A 17,796-nucleotide genomic window follows, 5' to 3' on the forward strand; every position below is an offset into this window, starting at 1 on the left:
CTGAACTGTTCAGATGCCTCAATGATATCAGAACTGCAAACGTTGTCAATACTGATAATGATACGTTCCTTAGCCTCAGAGGGTCGGCATGACGATGGTGGTAATGAGCCGCCTACGCCGGCCCTCAGCAGCGTTGTCGCTGAACTGAAGGACCGCTTCGCGGATTGTGTCTGCAAGCTCTTTTAGTTCCTGATCCGAGAGCCAGACGGCGGTTTGCCGGTAGCCCACTCCGTCGCGGACCAGGTCGATCCGGGCCGCTTCGTCGAGGTACTGGTCGAAGCTTCCCAGAAGACCGGCCACGAAGGAGGTAAATGCCTGCTTGTGCTGATCGGCCGTCATGGAAGCCAGCTCCTCGGGCGAGAGTTCGCTGGCTTCAAGTCGAAGCGAATATGTCCGCTCGACCGCTCCGCGCACACGCCGCTCACCGACCACCTCGAGGATTCCGGCTCCTGCCAGGGTGGCGATGTGCCGGTAGAGCGTTGCGGCCGTCACTTCCGGGAGGTTCTCGGCGATCTGAGCGGTGGTGAGTTGTCGCCCGCCCAGAAAGCCCTGAATGATGCGCAGGCGAACCGGGTGTAGGACGACATCTGCCGTGTTGTGCTGGGTGGTCATGATTCAAGTATTCGCACTCACGCGACTATTCGCAATTGCTCCCAGTCATGCAGGTGGACGGCATGGGCAGTTGACGGGGACCACGACGGGATCAACGCCTATCCGGGACACCGGCCGGTGAAATGCCAGGGTTAGTGGATTGCCGCGACAGCCTCGGCCCAGTAGCGGTACCCGAGTGCGGACGGATGGAAACCATCTCCGGCGAAAAACTCCGCCGGACTGCCGGGAAGGCCAGCAGAGGGAACCCAGGTGACCGACCTTTTGGTCTCGCAGATTCGCCTGGACACGGCATCCAGCGCTGTTGCTTTCTCGGTCAGGTAGTTGCGCAGGACCGAGGGTAAGGACGGGAACTGCTGGAAGGGGGGAATCGCGGGAACAATGACGTGGGCGGCTCGGCCGGCCAGGCCTTCGATGATGGCGGTGAGGTCGTCCGCCCACTCCTGTGGGGTGCGCCCCGACAGAACATCATTGGCACCCGCGAGCAGCACCGCGCGGTCGAAGGAGCCTTCCACCTGCGGCAGAAGTCGATGGCGGATCCGTCGAGCGGTCGCACCGTGCTGGCCCACCGTCTGCCAGCTGACATGCCGTGCCGGTCCTTTTGAGAGTTCAGCGGCGAAGGCTGCTGCGAACCCTTCCTGGTGAGTGGAAACCCCACACCCCGCCGCTGTCGATTCACCAAGGACGGCAAGTCGCAAAGACGGATCGCCTTCGCGTCCCACCGTGCCATGCGCTGGTCCGGCTGCCGGCGGAAGCAGCCGCATGTTCGTCCGCGCCATTCGTCCTTGGATCATCACGAGGGGCATCAGCAGGGGATTCATCGTGCCACGGTCCATGGCGATGACCCCGTCCGGCGCCCGGATTTCGGTCCGGGGAGCCAGTGGTCGGGCACCCTTACGCGCCTGTTCGGCGTGAAGGACCGCTCGAGGCGGTTACTTTCTGGATTCGGCATCATGGCTGCGCCTTTCTTCTGGCTCATCAGTGGCTGGTCAGTGCTGCGGAAACCATGCGGTGCATGATGACGTGATGGAAGGGCCGGATGATGTTGAAATAAAGCGGCCCGGTCCATCGGCGGTAGTAAACGGCGGTGGTGAGGCGAAATGTGGACCTGCTTGCGTTACACGCCGGTTCTACTTCGAGGATCAGATGGGCGATGAGGTGCGTGTCCTCGGCGGTGAGCACAATGTATGCGTCTTCCTTGCCGGCCGAGACCGTGAAGAAGCCGAGCCTGTCACCAGGGCGGAAGCTGATTTTTTCCGGCCGGAGGCCCCGGCCCTGCGAGGGCGGGGGGTGCTCGAGATGCATGAGGCGGGCAAGCCCCCCGCGGGCGAGGAACAGGAGCTTCAGCCAGGCTGGCTGCCACGACAGGGCGTTGCTGATGCCGTCGCGTAGGGACAAGGAAGCGCAACCGCTTACTGCGTCCAGGTGATTCGCTGCCCTCGTGAAGTGTTCAACCTCGTGATGCATGGGTGGAAGCGTCATGCGCGCTGCCCGTTCAAAGGCTCGCTCTGGAATGCAGCGATGGCCCGTCTACAGATCCGCCGCAGCTCCTCCAAGGGTAAGGAGGGCGTGATCTGGCGGCCTCCAATGATCAGCAGATACAGGCTCTTGGCGCGAAGGTCCGCTTCTTGAGGATGACAACCGGCTTCGCGCCAGAGCCTGCTTCCATAGTCCAGCCGGGTCCGGTCAAGCCGTTCCTGCACCTTGCGGACCTCCGGGTCCTGCATTGCCCAGGCCCGCACGGCGATTTGAAGCCCTGTCTGGGAGGAGGGTTCAATCGCCAGGTCCACGAGCCGTTCGAGCTTTCGAAGGGGGTCCTGGGACTCGTGCTTTTCGACAGAGGCGATCAGCGAAGTCGTGCTCTCCCACTCGTAGTGGGCCAAGACCTGCTCCCGGAAGGCGGCAAGGCTTTTGAAGTGATGGTAGAAGGATCCCTTGCTCAGTCTGAGATTCCCAGCGAGCCGGTCAATGGTCAGGTGGGAGGGCCCGTTTGCGGCCAAAACCTTCAGGGCCTCCACGATCCAATCCTCTTGAGTCGCCATGCCGGCAGCATACCATACGGTATGGTACGTACCGTTGCCACTCGGGTGGCTTTCTACTTCTCCGCACTGTTGATTCGACCGGAGGGCGGCAGTGAAGAAATGTCCTGAACCTTCGTCGTGCGGAGAAAGCCCTCGTCATAGCCATAGCGGCGTGGTGGTCGCCAATGGGTCCGCGTGCCCGGGCGGGAGGCCGTAGGGCGGGTCGCCGGGGCTGCACCAGGCCGCCTCCGGCAAGGCACCGTTCACCCGCGGCACTTGTCCTGCGCCCGGGATAGCCTCTGCGTGGCCGGTGCCGACGGGGCGTGGCGTTTGGCCTTGTCTTTTCGTCGGAGAGGGGCCGATGCAGCCTCTCCGGGTCAATCCGGCCTTGCCTCGTGACGTAGGATAGCAGCGCCCTACCGCACGCTGTAAGGTGACTTTTATGGCTAAGTCGAAACCCAGAGAACCGGTCACACGGGAACGGGCCATCCGCGTGGCCGTCATGCTGGCCGACAGTGGCGGCATCGAGTCGCTGAGCATGCGCAAGCTCGCCACGGAACTGGGCATCGAGGCGATGTCGCTGTACTACCACGTCAAGAGCAAGGACGACATTCTCGACGGAATGCTCGATGTCGTGTACTCGCAGTTCTCGACCCCGCGCGCCGGTGACGAATGGCGCACGGCGATGTGCGATCGCGCGGAGTCCATGCGCAGCGCCTTGGCGCAGCATCCCTGGGCGATCAGCATCAAGGCTCGAACTTCGCCGGGGCCCGTGATTCTCGGTCACCTCGACTCTGTGATTGGCTGCCTGCGCGCGGCTGGTTTTTCCATGCCCCTGACCGGCCACGCGTTATCGCTTCTCGACAGCTATGTGAACGGTTTCGCGCAGGAAGAGGCGTCGCTTCCTCTTGATTCGTCGGGCGACATCGCCAGCGCGACAGAAGACATTATGGCGCAGCAGGAGCAGATGGCCCAGACGTTCCCTAACCTCGCCGATATGGCCGTCAGCCTGATTCTGCAGCCGGGCTACGCCTACGGCCAGGAATTCGGCTTTGGACTGGAGCTCATCCTCGACGGCATTGCAGCGGCGCAGACGGCAGCGCTGGCAGATCCACGCTGAGGCTGAACCGGGATCTGACCGGTTGGATGACGGCAGCTTCCAGGGAGCCGTCCTGTACCGGAACGGACACGGTAGCGTCCTTAGGCTGAATGAGGCCGGACGATGATGACGATTTTTCCGCGGGCTTTGCCGGCTTCGAAGTAGCGCATGGCTTCGGGGGTCTGTTCCAGGGTGTAGGTCCGGTCGATGACCGGCCTGAGGGTGCCGGCTTCGATGAGTACGCGGAGGTGTTCCAGGTCCGCTGCGTTTTCCTTGCCCACCACGGTGGTCAGCCGCTGGCTGATGAATGGGGAGAGGACCAGCGCCCGGAGCTGCCGGTCCATGCTGCCGGTCCACGATCCGCCTTCCTCCCCGCCGACGATGACGGCCGTTCCCGAAGGGGTGAGCGCGTTGCGGAGCCGGCTGAGGGTCGGGTTTCCTGCAATGTCCAGGATCAGGTCGTATCGATCGCCTCCGCCGGCGAAGTCCTGGCGCGTGTAGTCAATGACGTGGTCGGCTCCGAGGAAACGGACCAGGTCCATCTTGGCGGTGCTGCTCACGCCGGTGACCACGGCCCCGGCGGACTTGGCCAGCTGCACGGCATAGCCTCCGACCCCGCCCGAGGCGCCGAGAATCAGCACCTTCTGCCCCTGCATGATTGGCCCTGCGGCGCGGAGCGCCTGCAGTGCGGTGCTGGCCGACACTGGGACCGCCGATGCTTGAACGAACGTCAGGTTCGCGGGTTTACGGGCGAGCTTTTTCTCGGACGCTGCAGCGAACTCGGCAAATGAGCCCTTTCCGAACCCGTAGACTTCGTCCCCGATGGAGAACCTGGTCACTGCTGCCCCAACTGCTGCGACCGTGCCCGCCAGGTCCAGTCCCGGGACAGGATTCTTCGGGGCGCGCATTCCATACGCCAGCCGCAGTGCGTAGGGCAAACCTGTGGTCACATGCCAGGTGCCCCGGTCCAGTCCCGCCGCATGGACCCGGACCAGAACATCCTCCGGGCCGAAGACGGGGCGGGAAATACGCGCCAGGTGCAGGACGTCGGCGGGCCCATAGGTTTCCTGCACCATGGCCTGCATTGGCGTTTCCGTGGGGTGGGCTTGTCCGGACGGATTTCCCCGGACGCTCCGTCCGCTGGTCGACATGGCCGTTCTCCCTGATCGTGGATTCACGGCACTTGTCGCACACCGTACGTTCAAGGTAACCGGCGCTGCATAAAACCGCTATGGCGGGGTCTCGACGTCAATGACCGTACAAAACCAGTCGAAGGATTCTGACAGCCTGGACGGAGGCGGGCGCTGCATCCGCACTCACCGCTGGTGCACTACTGGGACGCGGGCCGTTCGGCGTCGCGCAGGTCCCCGCCCCCAGCACCCGGAGCGGCCTGTCGTAGATGCGTGCGGACCTGGCCGAGGGCGTCGGCCACCGCCACCAGCTGATCCCGGTCCAGCAGGTCGATCAGACCCTCGCGCACGACGCGCACATGTCCCGGGGCGGCTTGATGCAGCACCTGCTCACCGGCATCAGTGAGGACGGCCAGGACTCCGCGCTCGTCATCGAGGCAGGCCTCGCGGCGCACAAGGCCGGCCTTCTCCAGCTGGGCGACCTGGTAAGTCAGCCCGCTGCGGGAGGCGACGAGCGCCGCAGCCAGTTCCGTCATCCGTAACCGCCCTCCCGGAGCTTCAGCCAGACGCACGAGCAGCTCATACTGGGGCTGGCTGACCCCGCCGTCTTCACGGAGCTGCTGGTCGATGCGCCGGAGGAGCAGGTTACTGGTGTCCAAAAACGCCACCCAGGCGCGCATTTCGTCCTCATCCAACCAATGCGGTTTCATGGTTCCATCATAGGGGTTGTTTCCAATTCGAAACACTCCTACACTGAGCATGTATTTCGAATTCGAAGTATATGGCGTCGGACACCGACCGCCTTTCCCTGCCCCGGCCGGCGTGAGGCCACCGGGGCCCACACCGCAGGAGCATCTAATGAAAATCACCATTCTGGGAGCCGGCAACGTCGGCAGTGCCCTCGCCGCCCGGCTCGTGGCGGCGGGACATCCCGTCACCCTCGCTGCCAGCCACCCCGACTCCCCGCGCCTCGTCGCCGCAGCGGCTGCGACCGGCGCGCAGGCGGCTACTGCGTCGGCCGCCGCCGCCGGGGCGGATTTGGTGATCCTCGCCGTGCCCTTCAACGCACTCGACACCGCCTTGAATGACCAGGTGCGTGAGGCCCTGGTCGGCACCCCGGTCGTCGATGCCACCAACCCGTTGGCAGCAGACTTCATGTCCCTGACACTCGGGCACACCACATCAGCCGGCGAGCAGGTAGCCGCTCTCCTGCCGCAGTCCCCCGTGGTCAAGGCCTTCAACACGATCATGGCCGCCACTTTGCACACTCCGGTTCTGGGCGGTGTGGCCCAGATTCTGCCCGTCGCGGGAGACGATCCAGCTGCTAAGCAGACCGTGCTTGACCTGGGAATCCAGCTGGGTTTCGATGCCATCGATGTCGGCCCGATGAGTAATGCCCGTTACCTCGAGCCCGCGGTCGAGCTGCTCATCCAGCTCGCCTACGGCCAGGGGTTAGGACCTGGCATCGGCTTCCACCTCGCCCGGGCGTGACTCTTTAGCCGGCCGGATGCCACGCACCCGATCCGGACTGGCAATCCAGCACCTGGGACGTGCCCACGGTTACCGTCCACCTCCCCGGCTAATCCCCGCGTGGGTCAGGGCCCGCGGACTCAGTGCGGGGCCCTGACCCGAAGCGGATAGAGCCCACCAGCGACAGGTACAAGGTGAGCCATAGACTTCACCTAACAGTGTATGGTAGCTTGGCGCCATACACCTTACGCCGTAAGATACTTTTCGATTTAGGACCAGCCATGACCCGTTCCCGCAGAATCGCCCGCAGTGTCGGCACGCTCATGCTTGCCGCTTTCCCCCTCTACAGCATTGGAAGCTCAATCGCGACGACGGCCTCCCCCGGCCCGCTTCTCGTCAGCGGCGTGGCGGCGATGTTGCTCAACTCGGTGGCCGTCGTCGCAATCGGTGTGCTTATGCTGCCGGTCCTCCGCCCGCACGCCCCGAAAGTTGCCGCCGGCTACCTCGCCACCCGGATCTTCGAGGGCACGTTCCTGGCGGTCGGCGCAGCCGCCCTGCTCGTCGGAGCCGCCGACATCGACTCCTTCGCGTACAACATCGCCATGGCAGGCCTCGGGGTCGGAAGCCTGTTCTTTTGCGCCGCGCTCTACCGCTCTCGCCTCGTGCCCCGGTTCCTCGCGGTCTGGGGATTCATCGGCTATGGCGCCCTCGCGGTCGGCTGCTTCCTTGACCTCGCCGGAGTAGCCGGCGCCGGCCTCGTCTCCATGGTTCCCGGGGGCCTGTTTGAACTGGTCTTCGCCATCTGGCTCATTGCGCGCGGCTTTGGCCCGACCTCGACCAACGCGTCCCGAGGTGACTTCGCGGGCCTCGACCATGCCTCCGGCCCGGGCGAAGCAGCACCCGCCCGCGCCGGGATTGAGCCGGGACGTGGAAAGAGCAGCGCTGCCATGTCGCTGGAAACGCCTCGATGAGTCTCCACTGCGGTACAGACGTGCCGCCGGCAGCGACCAAGACCAGCGGTCCACACCACCTCATGGATTGTGATGGAACCCTTTAGAGAACATCATCCCGCCACACGCCCGGGGGAGGCCGCTGCGGCCCTGCTGATAGTTGTCGCCTGCTTCCAAGCGCTGCTGGCAGCAGGGGCACCGTGGGGCGAAGCAGCATACGGAGGAGCAACCTCCGGGGTCCTGCCTGAGAGCCTTCGGGCAAGTAGCGCCGTCGCCGCCGTGATCTATCTGGTGCTGGCAGGTATTGCCGGAACCCCTGTGGCACCCGAGTTAGTCCGCAGCCGCTTCATGTACGGAACAAGCGCGTTGATGGCCGTCGGAGCAATCACGAACATCGCCTCGCCCTCCTTCGTAGAACGCATCACCTGGACCCCGGTGACCATACTGCTCGTCATCGCGCTCTGGCGTGCCGCCCGCCTGGACACTGCCCGGGCCACCACGTCCCCGGCACCGGCGCTGCAGCGGGTTCCGGGCCGGTAAACGGGCTGTCCTTTAGTGCACCTTCGTTTGGGCACCACCACGAAGACCTTCATCAGGGGACGGCGCCGTGCGGAACTGCTCAAATCACGAACGCACCCCGATTGACCCGCGCCATAAATGCCGGAACAAACCATCAAACACCGAGCTAAAGCAATCCTGAGAGACGACACCATGACGCATAATTCCCGCAGTACCAGCATCTGGCCGGCTGAACGGTCGGTGGCAATCATCGGGGCCGGTTACGCCGGCGTAATGACCGCCAACAGGCTGCGCTCCTCACTGACAGATGAAGAAGCTGAGCAGATCCGGATCGTCATCATCAACCCGACGGGATCGTTCGTTGAGAGAATCCGGCTTCACGAGGTCGCTGCCGGCACGACCCCGACCGCTTCCTTCCCGCTTGGCGATGTCCTGCACTCCGACGTCCAACTCTTGGAAGGAAGCGCCGTTCATATCAATCCCCGGAGCCAGGTCATCACGGCCGAAACCGCAACCGGCGCACAAACACTGCACTACGATGTATTGGCATACACCGTTGGAAGTCTGGCCTCCAGCACGGTTCCCGGGGCAAGCACTTACGCTCATACCATCGCCGATGCTGACGGGGCCCTCCGAGCCCAGACCGCGATCAAGATCGCCCCGTCCGGCAAGCGCATCATCGTCGTGGGGGGCGGATACACCTCTATCGAGGCCGCTTCTGAGATCGCTGAGCAACACCCGGACGCAGTCGTCACCCTCCTCTGCGGTGGAGAACTTGCAGAATCGATGACGGCCCGCGCCAGGGCGAGCATCCGAAAGTCACTGGAACGCCTGAATGTCGTCGTCAGGTCGGGCGTCCGCATCAGTTCAGTGACGCAGCAGGGAGTGACCACAAATTCCGGCGAACAGATTGTTGCTGATGTTTGTATCTGGGCTGCTTCCTTTGCCGTTCCGAAGCTTGCGGAAACGAGCGGTCTGGCCACCGATTCCTCCGGCCGGCTTCAGGTCGACGCGTGCCTGAGGGCCTGGGATTACCCGAATATCATTGGCGCCGGTGATGCCACCGTCATGCCGGCAGGGCTGGGAAGCCACCTTCGTATGGGGTGCGCGGCGGCACTTCCGATGGGGAGTTTCGCCGCTAGGACAATCCTTGCCCAGCTCAGAGGAGTCGAACCGGAACCGGCCTCAATTGGATACGTCCTGCAGTGCCTGAGTCTTGGGCGGCTGGACGGTTTCATCCAGATGGTGGGCTCTGACGACACGCCTCGACCCCTGTGGTCTCGCGGGCGTACCGGGGCTTGGATCAAAGAGGCCATCTGTCGGATGACCGTCAGCGCCCTGCGAAAGGAACGGGACCGGCCCGGATCCTACAAAGCACCGAAAGGGCCCCCGGCGCCCCCCACATTGGACGTTTCTGCCCCGGCCGGCACCCACTGACGACCTCTGGTGGGGGAGCCAGGAATTTCTCCGTCGTGGAAATTAATGATTGGAATTTCGCCGCCGCCCACTTCCAGTGCACTCAGGCCGGCCGCGAATTACGAACCCGTTCGGGTTAAGGAAGGCACCCGCATGATGCAGGACAACGATGATGACCGGTACCGTCGCGTTCTTCAGTCAGTAGCCGACTGCCTCGACGACGCCGCAGCTGCTTTCAAACGGGCCCGCACGAACCCCTCCTTCGACAGGGAGGACCTTGAGGCACTCGACTGGATGTGCAGGTCGCTCAATGATCTGTCTGCCACCATCCAAGGACTCAGGCTCGCCGACGGCCACCGCACCAGAGTGGACCGGTCCCGCACGACCGGCAGCCGTCAGCAGTCCAGTGCCGCCACCGGATAGCCCCGGAGAAGGAGCAAGTCTCAACAGACCACCGATAGCCCGCAGCCTGGCTCTCCCCGGCCCAGGTCTGGAGGGTGCTGTATCTGCTGATCAAAGGGGTGTGGGCACCCATCCCATCAGACACCTCGCCGCTGCGGTCCAGCTGAATTGAGGAATTGCCGCGTGGGTGGGAATCGCGGTCCATCCGGGATCGGTTGCCCTTCACCCAGCGGAGGGCTCTCGATCTTTTCACTCATGCCCATCGGGGCCCGGTGCTGTGTTCAAATCCTCCGTCCCGTCAGACCGGATCCACCCGAGACCTCAAGGACGCCCGCGGGTCCTTCCTAGCCCATGCCCGGCACCGCTTCCAACCATCAAACATGCAGGAAATACCGATGCTGAACTATCCGCCCGAATACATAATGATCCTCCACGATGCCGAGTTGGCCAGGTTCCTTGCGGCCGCCGAGCACCGCCGGAACGTCGAACGCCGGTTGGCAGGTGGCACGGACCCGGTCCCTGAGCGCCCCGTTCTCACCCGACGGAAGGGATTCCTGAAGTCGCTGACGGCGGCACGGAAGCTGAGGGCGCGGTGAGCCCGCTGCCAGTGCAGGCGGTTCCCTGTGGCAGCTGCCCTTGATCGACCGTACGGCCCCGCGGAAATTTGCACGACCGGGGCAAGGCCTGTGTACAGGAGCACCCAACTCGGCGGCGATATGGGCCACCGGGCGGCGGGCGGCCACCCGGTCAACAATCAAGCGTCTTCCATGAACCGTCAACCGGGCATTAACGTGGGACACGAGGACCTCCGAGTGGAACGTGCGGGAACTAGACAGCTCCACTAAGCCCGGAGGTCCTCCTCATTTTCAAGCCCTAGCGTCAACAACGTCCTGACTCAGTACACCTGATATGTAGGTCTGTCTTGTCAAGGGGCAGGGGAAAGCGGTCCCGGGCTGGCGTGTCCGGGACCGCTTTCTTCTGGTTGCCGGTTGGTCTGGCGGGGTGTTCAGCGTGTCAAAGGCGACGGCGCGGTCAGACTGATATGCGCGGGTTGGTTACCGCAGGACGAAGTGTTCGGCTGGAGGTTACCGCTGGTCTAGCAAGATCGGGCGTGGCCGCCGGGGCGGTTGCCCATAGGTGTATCGCGGGTTTACTCCACGCGCTGCAAGGAAGCACTCCGCAGGGACTGTTCCGGCAGGCCCCTGGCATCCTTCGACGGATGTCAGGGGACGGTTATCTGACCGGTACCGGCCCGGGTGGGGCTTCGGCGGTGACGGCCAGGGACCAGCACCAGCCAGCCAGTTCCCGGGCGATGGCCACGTTGGCGATGACGGGGCGTTTGCGGCGTTCCAGGTAGGTGATCCACCGGTGGTGCAGGCGGCGGTTCCCGGCATGCCCGCGGGTCCGGGCCTCGGAGCTGGCTTCCTCCCACCGGGCGCGCATCATTCGTGAGGGGTTGTTATACGGGCGGCGGTGGTGCCAGGCGGCCTCGACCAGGAGCCGGCGGGCGTGGGTGTTTCCGGTCTTCGTGATCGATCCCTGTGACCGGGAGGCACCCGAGGAATGTTCGGTGGGCACCAGCCCCAGGTAGGCCCCGATGGTGGCGCCGCTGAACCGGTTCCAGTCCCCGATCTCCACGGCCAACCCGAACGCGCTCAGCGTGGAAATGCCGCGCAGGCACTGCAGTGCCCGGACCACCGGGGTGTATTCGCTTCCGTAGGCCATTGAGGCGATGGCCTCATCGAGGCGCTCCCGGCGGTCCAGGGTCTCGTGCATGGCCTCCAGGGATGATTCATACGTCAGCTGCCGGGCCGGGGCCGGGAAATGCTGGCGGGCCAGCCAAAGTTCGTGGGTCCCGGTCCAGGCCTGCCCGCCGGAATACACGATGCCCTGGCGCAACAGGAACTTGGAAATCCGGTGCCGGCAGCGCATCAGATCCCCGCGGACATCCTCGCGGGAACGCACCAGATCCCGGGCCGCTTCCTGATCCGCCGAGGGGATCCGCACGACCGTGATCTCACCGAGTTTCAGCAGCCGGGCCAGATGCAGGGCATCCCTCGCATCGGTCTTGACCCGGTCACCGGAGGGGCGCTGAAGCTTCGACGGGGCCGCGACCACCGTATCGATGCCGGCACCAAGCAGGAACCGGGCCAGACCGAAACCGGTCGGACCGGCCTCGTAGACGACCCTCACCGGCGGCGGAAGAGAGACAATCCAGGCCAGGATCTCATCCCGGTCCGGTGTCATCCGGCGCTGGAAAACCTCACCGGTCTGCCCATCCAGGGCGCACCCGGCCACGGAACGGGCATGGACATCCAAGCCGACGCTTGTACGCTCGAACATAGCTGGAACCTCCAATTTTCAAATGTGGCTCTACCTGTCCGCCAAGTGTGGCAGGCAACCCACGAACTGCTTTGAAAAGGAGGTTCCAGCCCCGAACCCGGCCACTACATATCGTCTAGGTCTGCGTGAAGGGCTAGGGCGGCGGCAGTCAGTTCCTGCTCACGGGCGAGGGCAGTACGCGCCTCACCTACCACCGCTTCATCCGCCGGCGCTACTTCACAGTCTGCGTCACGCGCACCGTAATGCTTCGGAAGCGGTGCACCCGTACTGAGCCAGGTCCGCCAGTTCCGTTCCACCTCGGCCAAATGTCCCGGATTTCACCGTCATTGAAAACAAGAGTTTGCTCACTCGGTCGGCGCCGGGCAGTCCGCTAGCGGACCGTAGGTCTAACCCTATTCATCGTTCGCCGATTCAGGGCCCACGTGCTGAGTCCACCGACGGCGAAGGCTGCGCCCAGCAGAGCCGACCCCGCCCAGCCGGCGGTGTCATATAGAGCCGTTGTAGTCGCGGCGCCGAGCGCGGAGCCTAGAGAGTAGAAGACCATGTAGGCGCCGATGGTGGTGCTCGTGCGGTCAGCGTAGACGCTGGTCAGAAGGTGCTGGTTGCTGACGTGGGTTGCCTGGACAGCGAAATCGAGCAGGATGACTCCAACGATGAGAAGTATGAGTGACGAAGGAAGCTGCCCGATCGCGAGCCATGAGATCAGCAAGATCACCAGTGCGATACCTGTGAGGCGGTTCGCGCTTCCGGCGTCTGCCCAACTACCAGCACGGGCGGCGCCGATTGCACCAGCAAGTCCAGCGATGCCGAACAATCCCACCTGTGTTTCGTTGAGGTGCCACGGCGAAGCGGTCAAGGGCAGGGTCATGCCGCTCCACAGGGCGCCGAAGGAAGCGAATAAGAAGAAGGCGATTACCCCCCGACTGAAAAAAACCGGTTGAAAGAACATGCCCGCGAAAGAGCGGATCAATGCCCCATACCGGACATCCCTCGGCCTGGCATCATCAGGAAGCAGAAGCAGCATCAACAACACTAGAGTCGCCGCAAATACTGCTAACACAATGAAGACGCTGCGCCATCCCCACACGTCAGCAAGAAACCCAGCGAGGATGCGCCCACCAAGGATGCCCACTACGACACCTGAGGTCACGATTCCCAGATTGTGTCCACGCTCGGCCGGCGCAGAAACCGCCGCAGCGTAGGCAACCGCGGTCTGCACGACCACGGCGAACACGCCCGTTATCGCGATGCCAGCGAAGGCGACCCACGCTGCGGGTGCGGCTGCCACAAGGACCAGGCCCGCAGCTACTGCAATGAGGTGGGCAACGATCAACTGTCTTCGATCGATCAGATCGCCTAATGGCACAAGAAAGATCAGGCCTAGGAGATAACCGAGTTGACCGACGGCCACGAACCATCCCACCGACCCAGCCGGCACTCCCAGGTCAACGCCCATCTGACCGATGACCGGCTGGCTTGCATACACGCTCGCAACCGCGACGCCGCAGATCAGAACCAGGAGCGTTCTCGTTCGCCGATTCACGCCAATCAACCATCCAATCAGTATCGATTTGCAACTGATTGAAACGTAAGTCAAAATGGTAGCGATATGCAACTTATGGAGGTTTGAACCGGCTTTGACTGTGAACGTCGTGTGGACAGATCCGGATTGCCCCGTCGCGCGGACAGCCGATGTGGTGGGAGACCGTTGGAGCTTGCTGGTCATACGCGATGCGATGGATGGCGCCCGGTCTTTCACTGATTTCCTGCACCGCACCGGCATCGCCCGTAATATCCTCACAGAGCGGCTGCGAAGCCTCACCACCCATGGCCTTCTCGCTCGGGTCGACGCGCCGTCCGGTAAGCGCAAACTGTATGAGCTCACCGACGCTGGCAGGGACTTCTTTCCAGTGATTGTTGCACTGCGTCAATGGGGGGAGCGTCACGCGTTCCGTGCCGGGGAAGAACATTCATGGCTGGTGGGCGACAACGGCATTCAGGTACCACAGCTCATCCCTATGGCAGGTGATGGGACAGTACTCACGAGTGACAATACGCGCGTCCGGGGTGTTGAAGGGTTGGTGACCGGCATGGGCGGGTAGCTACGCCGTACCGCACCTTTGTCGGAGCGAATCGGTGGATACTGTGGCCGACATAAATGATGCACCGCGCGTGAACCTCCGCAAGCAGCACCTGACAAACCGCGCCGGGGCGGCGCCGGCCACAGGGTGGAGTGGTGGCAGAGAACGCGGATGACGTCGTGTCATGCCACCGCATCCGGTGAGAGCCGTTCTTGCATCGCGCTGCAGCTCGGTGGCCCGAGTCGCCCGGCGATCTGGCGGTTGCAAGTTCCGTGTATTCCCAGGGAGGGAGCACGCTGGCACTGACGCCGGCTGGTGCGCGTTCAGCAATACCGCAGGTTGCCTGCATTTTCGCAGGGCGGAGAAGTTCGGGTGAACTGGGGTTCAAGCCGCGGGTCAGCGTCGCGGAATTACCCTGGAGCGTCCGCGCTGAATGTGCTGAACACCCCTGGGCGCAACCGTCCGCGAAGTAGACAGCCCTGAACCTTTGGCTCGCCGGAAGGGCCGGCATGCTTTCAGACGTCGCTGGTGAGGACCGTTATGCCGAGGAACCCTTCAATGTGTGACCAGAGCGGGCCGAGCAGTGCGGGGTCGTTGTACAGCTTCGCGAGCAGGACGTTGCCCTCCAGCTGAGCGATGAGCGCTCTGGCATTAACGATGGTGGCTTTGTCGTCATCGAGCGGTCCGTCGAGCGTTGCCCTGCGCAGATTCTCGAAGATGAGCTGGCTCTGATCATCGAAGATTTCCCGGAGGCAATCACGCAGATCCTGCTCGGAGGTGGTGGTCTCAACAGCCAGGTTGCCGTAGAGACAGCCCACGACCGACCCCGTCGAGCGTTGCCGGTCGTACTGGCCCTGAACCTGTTCCTGGATCAGCGCCTCGAGCCCCTCCAGGCCGGTTCCCCGGCCGAGGATCTCAACCCAGCGGGCGCGTTCCAAGGCCCATGTTGCCCGCAGGGTCGCCACCGTCAGCGCCTGCTTCGACTCGAAGAAGTAGTAGAAGCTTCCCTTTCGGACGTCCGCCCGATCACAGATTTCCGCCACTCCGATCGCACTGTATCCGCGGTCATGCATCAGCGTGCGCGCGGCCTCCATAAGGTTTTGAGGTGCATCGCTTGTTCTGCCCATGACTCCAGTATACAACCGGTCAAGTATTGACGTCAGTTGACCAGTCATCTATGTTTGGGGAACCCAGCCAACATGGAAAGAGGGTCAGTCATGCATGCAGAAGCAGGCGTTACGGTAGCCGTGGCGTATCACAGTGGATATGGACATACGGAGCGTCAGGCGCAGGCGGTTGCTGAGGGCGCCCGGCAGGCGGTCGGCAGCACCGCTGTCCTGTATAACGTGGCCGAGCTCAGTGATGAGCTGTGGGAGGGTCTGGCTGAGGCCGACGCGATCATCTTCGGAACCCCCACTTACATGGGCAGTCAGTCCTCGGTCTTCCAGGCGTTTGCAGAAGCCAGCGGATCGGTGTGGGCGGCGCAGGGGTGGAAAGACAAGGTCGCAGCCAACGCCCTGACCTCCCTATCGGTGCTGGCCGCACAGCACAGCATGCACTGGGTCTCCCAAGGTCCGGTCCCCCAGGTGCTCGAAACACCCCGGGAACCGCGGACCCAGCAGTTCCTGCAGCGGGTTCTCGCGTGAGCAGGACCCCGGTGGACGTGCGGGCAGAAGGCGCGGTCTCGCCTCAGGCGATGAGCGGGTATCTGGCACAGTTCAGCGAAGATCCCGGATACCTCAACTTCGCCAGCTACGGCACCCCATCCCGGCAGGTCGTTGGTGAATCTCAACGCCTAATGGAGCTCGCGGCTGTCGGAGCGGACTCAACCACACAGCTGCATTCGATGGACAATCGTGCAATCGCCGCTGCCTCCAGGCTAAGCGGCTTCGCGCACAGCTCCATCAGTCTTGTGCCCAGCACCTCGCACGGGTTGTTCCAATTCGCCTTCGGCCTAACCGGCGGCGAGGTGCTCGTGGGAGCCGCTGAATTTCCGGCCAATCTCTACCCCTGGTGGCGTGCGCAGGAGGCGGGCCGGATCACGGTGCGTCTGATGGACGCGGGGCAGCACGCAGCGTCGGGCTGGCCCTTCGTGACACCCGAACTGATCCGAGCACACCTGACTGACGCCATCACCGCCGTGTCCGTGAGCGCGGTGGACTTCCGCACCGGGTTCCGCGCCGATCTCCCCGCGATCCGGGAGGTCATCGGCGACCGCTTGCTGATCGTCGACGGAATCCAGGGATTCGGAGTCGCTGATATGCCATGGACGGCCGCCGATGCCTTGGTCGTGGGCGGCCAGAAATGGTTACGCGCGGGATGGGGATGCGGATTCCTCGCTCTGTCCGACCGCGGCCTGGAGCGCCTCGAAAACACGCTGGGCGGCTGGACAGGCGTTCATTCGCCGACGCAATACGACGGCCTCGAGCATGCGCCTGCCGACGGCGCGCGTCGGTTCTCAATCACCAATGGCTCCCCCTTCGCATCTGGTGGCCTCGCCAGCGGACTCGAGCTTGTCGAATCGGTGGGCGTGCCCTCCTTGGAGAAGCGGATTGCAGATCGGACAACCCGGCTGATCGAAAGCCTGCGCAGCTCAGGGGTGGCTCTGGGTTCTCCTCCGGAACCGAACCGGCGCGCGGGGATCGTTGTCGCACGATCGACCGGCGCTCCGGCCGGGCGTGTGCACGGACAGCTCGCCGCAGCCGGAATCACCACCACCCTGCACGCACCTGACCGCATCCGACTGTCACTGCACGCCACTACGACCGACACTGCCATTGACGAAGCGTCAAGTATTTTGAAAGGACTGTCATGACCGACATCAGCAACACATCGATCACGGCCATCAACACACCGGAAGCCCCCGCGGCAATAGGCGCATACTCCCAGGCAGTGCGCGTAGGTGACCTTGTATTCGTCTCCGGACAGATCGCCATCGACCCATCGACGGGGCAACTCGCAGGGCCCGGCGTTGAAGACGAGGCCACCCAGTCGCTTCGTAATGCCGCGGCCATCCTCGAGGCCGCCGGCACAACCATAGACCGAGTGGTCAAGACCACGGTGCTCCTCGCCGACATCGGCGATTTCGACGCGGTCAATAAGATCTACGCCCAGTTCTTCACGGGCACTGTTCTACCCGCCCGCGCCGCCTACGCCGTCGCCGCCCTGCCCAAGGGCGCCCGGGTGGAAATCGAGATGGTTGCGGCCGGACAGCAACCCGGGAAGCTGCCCATCGACGCACAACAGAAGGCTATCCCCCGTCGAGCCATAGGTGAAGCGAGCACGAAAGCCACTCGCCGCCTCAGACCAGTGACCGCGTTCGATGAGATGGAAGCCCTGGCCGAGGCCGGACGTCAGGGATGGCATTCGGTCGGATTCGGCACGTACTTCCACGATCTTGTTCACTCGGACGAACAGTGGGAACACCTTCGCGTTGGAGCTTTCGGCGCCAGACACAAGGATCTACTGCAGGGGGGCTGGCAGCGAATCGGCTCCATGTGGTTTCCCTGGGCCTACTACAAACGCCCCACAGGTAAACCAGCCAAGACGACGTAAGCACCGGATCGAGCAGTCCCGGTTAGGGATCGACATATGCTCGAAGTCGCTGTCTCCTCAAGTATCGGGTGGCGTCTTAGTTCTCCAGCCAGTGAGCGGGCCTTTCCACGTCCGCCGGCAGGGCGGTGGTGCGGCTGCCCTTGGCGGCGTTGAGCTGGGCTTGGGTCAAATACAGCGCTTGGGAGAGGTCAGCCTTGTTGA

The 17,796-nt window shown here is 63.5% G+C and carries 20 protein-coding genes and 1 pseudogene; 11 read left to right on the top strand and 10 right to left on the bottom strand.

What is annotated here, in order from left to right:
* Positions 1-75: 75 nt before the first annotated feature.
* The 4 genes from H4V95_RS10475 to H4V95_RS10490 form a co-directional block, all read right to left on the bottom strand.
* Positions 76-612 (bottom strand): helix-turn-helix domain-containing protein, encoded by a 537-nt coding sequence (locus H4V95_RS10475; protein WP_209730326.1) that lies wholly within the window; start codon positions 610-612, stop codon positions 76-78.
* Positions 613-743: 131 nt separating this feature from the next.
* Complete coding sequence (locus H4V95_RS10480) at positions 744-1,430, bottom strand: SGNH/GDSL hydrolase family protein (protein ID WP_209730328.1); 687 nt, start codon at positions 1,428-1,430, stop codon at positions 744-746.
* Between the two features lie 157 nt (positions 1,431-1,587).
* On the bottom strand, positions 1,588-2,076 hold the full coding sequence (locus H4V95_RS10485; protein WP_209730330.1) for a DUF2867 domain-containing protein: 489 nt from the start codon (positions 2,074-2,076) through the stop codon (positions 1,588-1,590).
* An 11-nt stretch (positions 2,077-2,087) separates the two neighbouring features.
* Positions 2,088-2,651 carry a TetR/AcrR family transcriptional regulator gene (locus tag H4V95_RS10490; RefSeq protein WP_209730332.1) on the bottom strand — a complete coding sequence of 188 codons (564 nt, stop codon included), beginning with the start codon at positions 2,649-2,651 and terminating at the stop codon, positions 2,088-2,090.
* A 421-nt stretch (positions 2,652-3,072) separates the two neighbouring features.
* Between H4V95_RS10490 and H4V95_RS10495 the strand changes: the two genes are divergently transcribed.
* Entirely contained in the window at positions 3,073-3,750 is a 678-nt protein-coding gene (locus H4V95_RS10495; protein WP_209730333.1) for a TetR/AcrR family transcriptional regulator C-terminal domain-containing protein, read from the top strand.
* 80 nt (positions 3,751-3,830) lie between these two features.
* On the opposite strand, the gene H4V95_RS10500 is transcribed toward H4V95_RS10495, so the two are convergent.
* Both H4V95_RS10500 and H4V95_RS10505 read right to left on the bottom strand, forming a co-directional pair.
* A complete protein-coding gene (locus H4V95_RS10500) occupies positions 3,831-4,880 on the bottom strand; it encodes an NAD(P)-dependent alcohol dehydrogenase (RefSeq protein WP_245345658.1) in 1,050 nt (349 codons plus the stop codon).
* A gap of 179 nt (positions 4,881-5,059) precedes the next feature.
* Positions 5,060-5,569, bottom strand: coding sequence for a MarR family winged helix-turn-helix transcriptional regulator (locus H4V95_RS10505; protein WP_209730335.1), 510 nt, complete (start codon positions 5,567-5,569; stop codon positions 5,060-5,062).
* A 148-nt stretch (positions 5,570-5,717) separates the two neighbouring features.
* On the opposite strand from H4V95_RS10505, the gene H4V95_RS10510 reads away from it, so the two are divergent.
* The 6 genes from H4V95_RS10510 (at position 5,718) to H4V95_RS10535 (ending at position 10,212) form a co-directional block, all read left to right on the top strand.
* The gene (locus tag H4V95_RS10510; RefSeq protein WP_209730337.1) at positions 5,718-6,350 is read left to right on the top strand and encodes an NAD(P)-binding domain-containing protein; all 633 of its coding nucleotides are present in this window, start codon (positions 5,718-5,720) and stop codon (positions 6,348-6,350) included.
* A gap of 260 nt (positions 6,351-6,610) precedes the next feature.
* The gene (locus H4V95_RS10515) at positions 6,611-7,300 is read left to right on the top strand and encodes a DUF4386 domain-containing protein (protein WP_209730339.1); all 690 of its coding nucleotides are present in this window, start codon (positions 6,611-6,613) and stop codon (positions 7,298-7,300) included.
* A 72-nt stretch (positions 7,301-7,372) separates the two neighbouring features.
* On the top strand, positions 7,373-7,819 hold the full coding sequence (locus H4V95_RS10520) for a hypothetical protein (RefSeq protein ID WP_209730341.1): 447 nt from the start codon (positions 7,373-7,375) through the stop codon (positions 7,817-7,819).
* Between the two features lie 171 nt (positions 7,820-7,990).
* Positions 7,991-9,235, top strand: coding sequence for an NAD(P)/FAD-dependent oxidoreductase (locus tag H4V95_RS10525; protein ID WP_209730343.1), 1,245 nt, complete (start codon positions 7,991-7,993; stop codon positions 9,233-9,235).
* Between the two features lie 132 nt (positions 9,236-9,367).
* Positions 9,368-9,637, top strand: a complete 270-nt coding sequence (locus H4V95_RS10530) for a hypothetical protein (RefSeq protein ID WP_209730345.1) — start codon at positions 9,368-9,370, stop codon at positions 9,635-9,637.
* A 374-nt stretch (positions 9,638-10,011) separates the two neighbouring features.
* Complete coding sequence (locus H4V95_RS10535) at positions 10,012-10,212, top strand: hypothetical protein (protein WP_209731425.1); 201 nt, start codon at positions 10,012-10,014, stop codon at positions 10,210-10,212.
* A 102-nt stretch (positions 10,213-10,314) separates the two neighbouring features.
* Here the strand turns inward: H4V95_RS10535 and H4V95_RS10540 are convergent.
* From H4V95_RS10540 to H4V95_RS10550, 3 genes and pseudogenes are all read right to left on the bottom strand, one after another.
* A pseudogene (locus tag H4V95_RS10540) lies at positions 10,315-10,416 on the bottom strand (IS481 family transposase); the annotation flags it as partial.
* Between the two features lie 433 nt (positions 10,417-10,849).
* Entirely contained in the window at positions 10,850-11,959 is a 1,110-nt protein-coding gene (locus tag H4V95_RS10545) for an IS110 family transposase (protein WP_209730347.1), read from the bottom strand.
* A 370-nt stretch (positions 11,960-12,329) separates the two neighbouring features.
* Positions 12,330-13,502: an MFS transporter gene (locus H4V95_RS10550; RefSeq protein WP_209730350.1), complete on the bottom strand. Its 1,173-nt coding sequence runs from the start codon at positions 13,500-13,502 to the stop codon at positions 12,330-12,332.
* Between the two features lie 55 nt (positions 13,503-13,557).
* Between H4V95_RS10550 and H4V95_RS10555 the strand changes: the two genes are divergently transcribed.
* Complete coding sequence (locus H4V95_RS10555) at positions 13,558-14,061, top strand: helix-turn-helix domain-containing protein (RefSeq protein ID WP_209730352.1); 504 nt, start codon at positions 13,558-13,560, stop codon at positions 14,059-14,061.
* Between the two features lie 494 nt (positions 14,062-14,555).
* Here the strand turns inward: H4V95_RS10555 and H4V95_RS10560 are convergent, their stop codons facing one another.
* On the bottom strand, positions 14,556-15,167 hold the full coding sequence (locus tag H4V95_RS10560) for a TetR/AcrR family transcriptional regulator (RefSeq protein WP_209730354.1): 612 nt from the start codon (positions 15,165-15,167) through the stop codon (positions 14,556-14,558).
* 90 nt (positions 15,168-15,257) lie between these two features.
* Here H4V95_RS10560 and H4V95_RS10565 point away from each other — a divergent pair, with 90 nt between their 5' ends.
* Genes H4V95_RS10565 through H4V95_RS18370 form a run of 3 tightly spaced genes read left to right on the top strand, consistent with a single transcriptional unit; the run spans position 15,258 to position 17,595 of the window.
* Positions 15,258-15,686, top strand: a complete 429-nt coding sequence (locus H4V95_RS10565; protein WP_209730357.1) for a flavodoxin family protein — start codon at positions 15,258-15,260, stop codon at positions 15,684-15,686.
* The gene (locus H4V95_RS10570; protein ID WP_209730359.1) at positions 15,683-16,855 is read left to right on the top strand and encodes an aminotransferase class V-fold PLP-dependent enzyme; all 1,173 of its coding nucleotides are present in this window, start codon (positions 15,683-15,685) and stop codon (positions 16,853-16,855) included. Before H4V95_RS10565 ends, H4V95_RS10570 begins: the two co-directional genes overlap by 4 nt.
* Positions 16,852-17,595 carry a Rid family detoxifying hydrolase gene (locus H4V95_RS18370; protein ID WP_245345660.1) on the top strand — a complete coding sequence of 248 codons (744 nt, stop codon included), beginning with the start codon at positions 16,852-16,854 and terminating at the stop codon, positions 17,593-17,595. Before H4V95_RS10570 ends, H4V95_RS18370 begins: the two co-directional genes overlap by 4 nt.
* Positions 17,596-17,796: the final 201 nt, after the last annotated feature.

This window comes from Arthrobacter sp. CAN_C5 (assembly GCF_017875735.1).
Classification (GTDB): Bacteria; Actinomycetota; Actinomycetes; order Actinomycetales; family Micrococcaceae; genus Arthrobacter_D.

What these genes read in the sequence shown, in the direction of transcription:
- H4V95_RS10475 (WP_209730326.1), bottom strand. Translation starts at nt 612, where the DNA reads ATGACCACCCAGCACAACACGGCAGATGTCGTCCTACACCCGGTTCGC.
- H4V95_RS10480 (WP_209730328.1), bottom strand. Translation starts at nt 1,430, where the DNA reads ATGAATCCCCTGCTGATGCCCCTCGTGATGATCCAAGGACGAATGGCG.
- H4V95_RS10485 (WP_209730330.1), bottom strand. Translation starts at nt 2,076, where the DNA reads ATGCATCACGAGGTTGAACACTTCACGAGGGCAGCGAATCACCTGGAC.
- H4V95_RS10490 (WP_209730332.1), bottom strand. Translation starts at nt 2,651, where the DNA reads ATGGCGACTCAAGAGGATTGGATCGTGGAGGCCCTGAAGGTTTTGGCC.
- H4V95_RS10495 (WP_209730333.1), top strand. Translation starts at nt 3,073, where the DNA reads ATGGCTAAGTCGAAACCCAGAGAACCGGTCACACGGGAACGGGCCATC.
- H4V95_RS10500 (WP_245345658.1), bottom strand. Translation starts at nt 4,880, where the DNA reads ATGTCGACCAGCGGACGGAGCGTCCGGGGAAATCCGTCCGGACAAGCC.
- H4V95_RS10505 (WP_209730335.1), bottom strand. Translation starts at nt 5,569, where the DNA reads ATGAAACCGCATTGGTTGGATGAGGACGAAATGCGCGCCTGGGTGGCG.
- H4V95_RS10510 (WP_209730337.1), top strand. Translation starts at nt 5,718, where the DNA reads ATGAAAATCACCATTCTGGGAGCCGGCAACGTCGGCAGTGCCCTCGCC.
- H4V95_RS10515 (WP_209730339.1), top strand. Translation starts at nt 6,611, where the DNA reads ATGACCCGTTCCCGCAGAATCGCCCGCAGTGTCGGCACGCTCATGCTT.
- H4V95_RS10520 (WP_209730341.1), top strand. Translation starts at nt 7,373, where the DNA reads ATGGAACCCTTTAGAGAACATCATCCCGCCACACGCCCGGGGGAGGCC.
- H4V95_RS10525 (WP_209730343.1), top strand. Translation starts at nt 7,991, where the DNA reads ATGACGCATAATTCCCGCAGTACCAGCATCTGGCCGGCTGAACGGTCG.
- H4V95_RS10530 (WP_209730345.1), top strand. Translation starts at nt 9,368, where the DNA reads ATGATGCAGGACAACGATGATGACCGGTACCGTCGCGTTCTTCAGTCA.
- H4V95_RS10535 (WP_209731425.1), top strand. Translation starts at nt 10,012, where the DNA reads ATGCTGAACTATCCGCCCGAATACATAATGATCCTCCACGATGCCGAG.
- H4V95_RS10545 (WP_209730347.1), bottom strand. Translation starts at nt 11,959, where the DNA reads ATGTTCGAGCGTACAAGCGTCGGCTTGGATGTCCATGCCCGTTCCGTG.
- H4V95_RS10555 (WP_209730352.1), top strand. Translation starts at nt 13,558, where the DNA reads ATGGTAGCGATATGCAACTTATGGAGGTTTGAACCGGCTTTGACTGTG.
- H4V95_RS10560 (WP_209730354.1), bottom strand. Translation starts at nt 15,167, where the DNA reads ATGGGCAGAACAAGCGATGCACCTCAAAACCTTATGGAGGCCGCGCGC.
- H4V95_RS10565 (WP_209730357.1), top strand. Translation starts at nt 15,258, where the DNA reads ATGCATGCAGAAGCAGGCGTTACGGTAGCCGTGGCGTATCACAGTGGA.
- H4V95_RS18370 (WP_245345660.1), top strand. Translation starts at nt 16,852, where the DNA reads ATGACCGACATCAGCAACACATCGATCACGGCCATCAACACACCGGAA.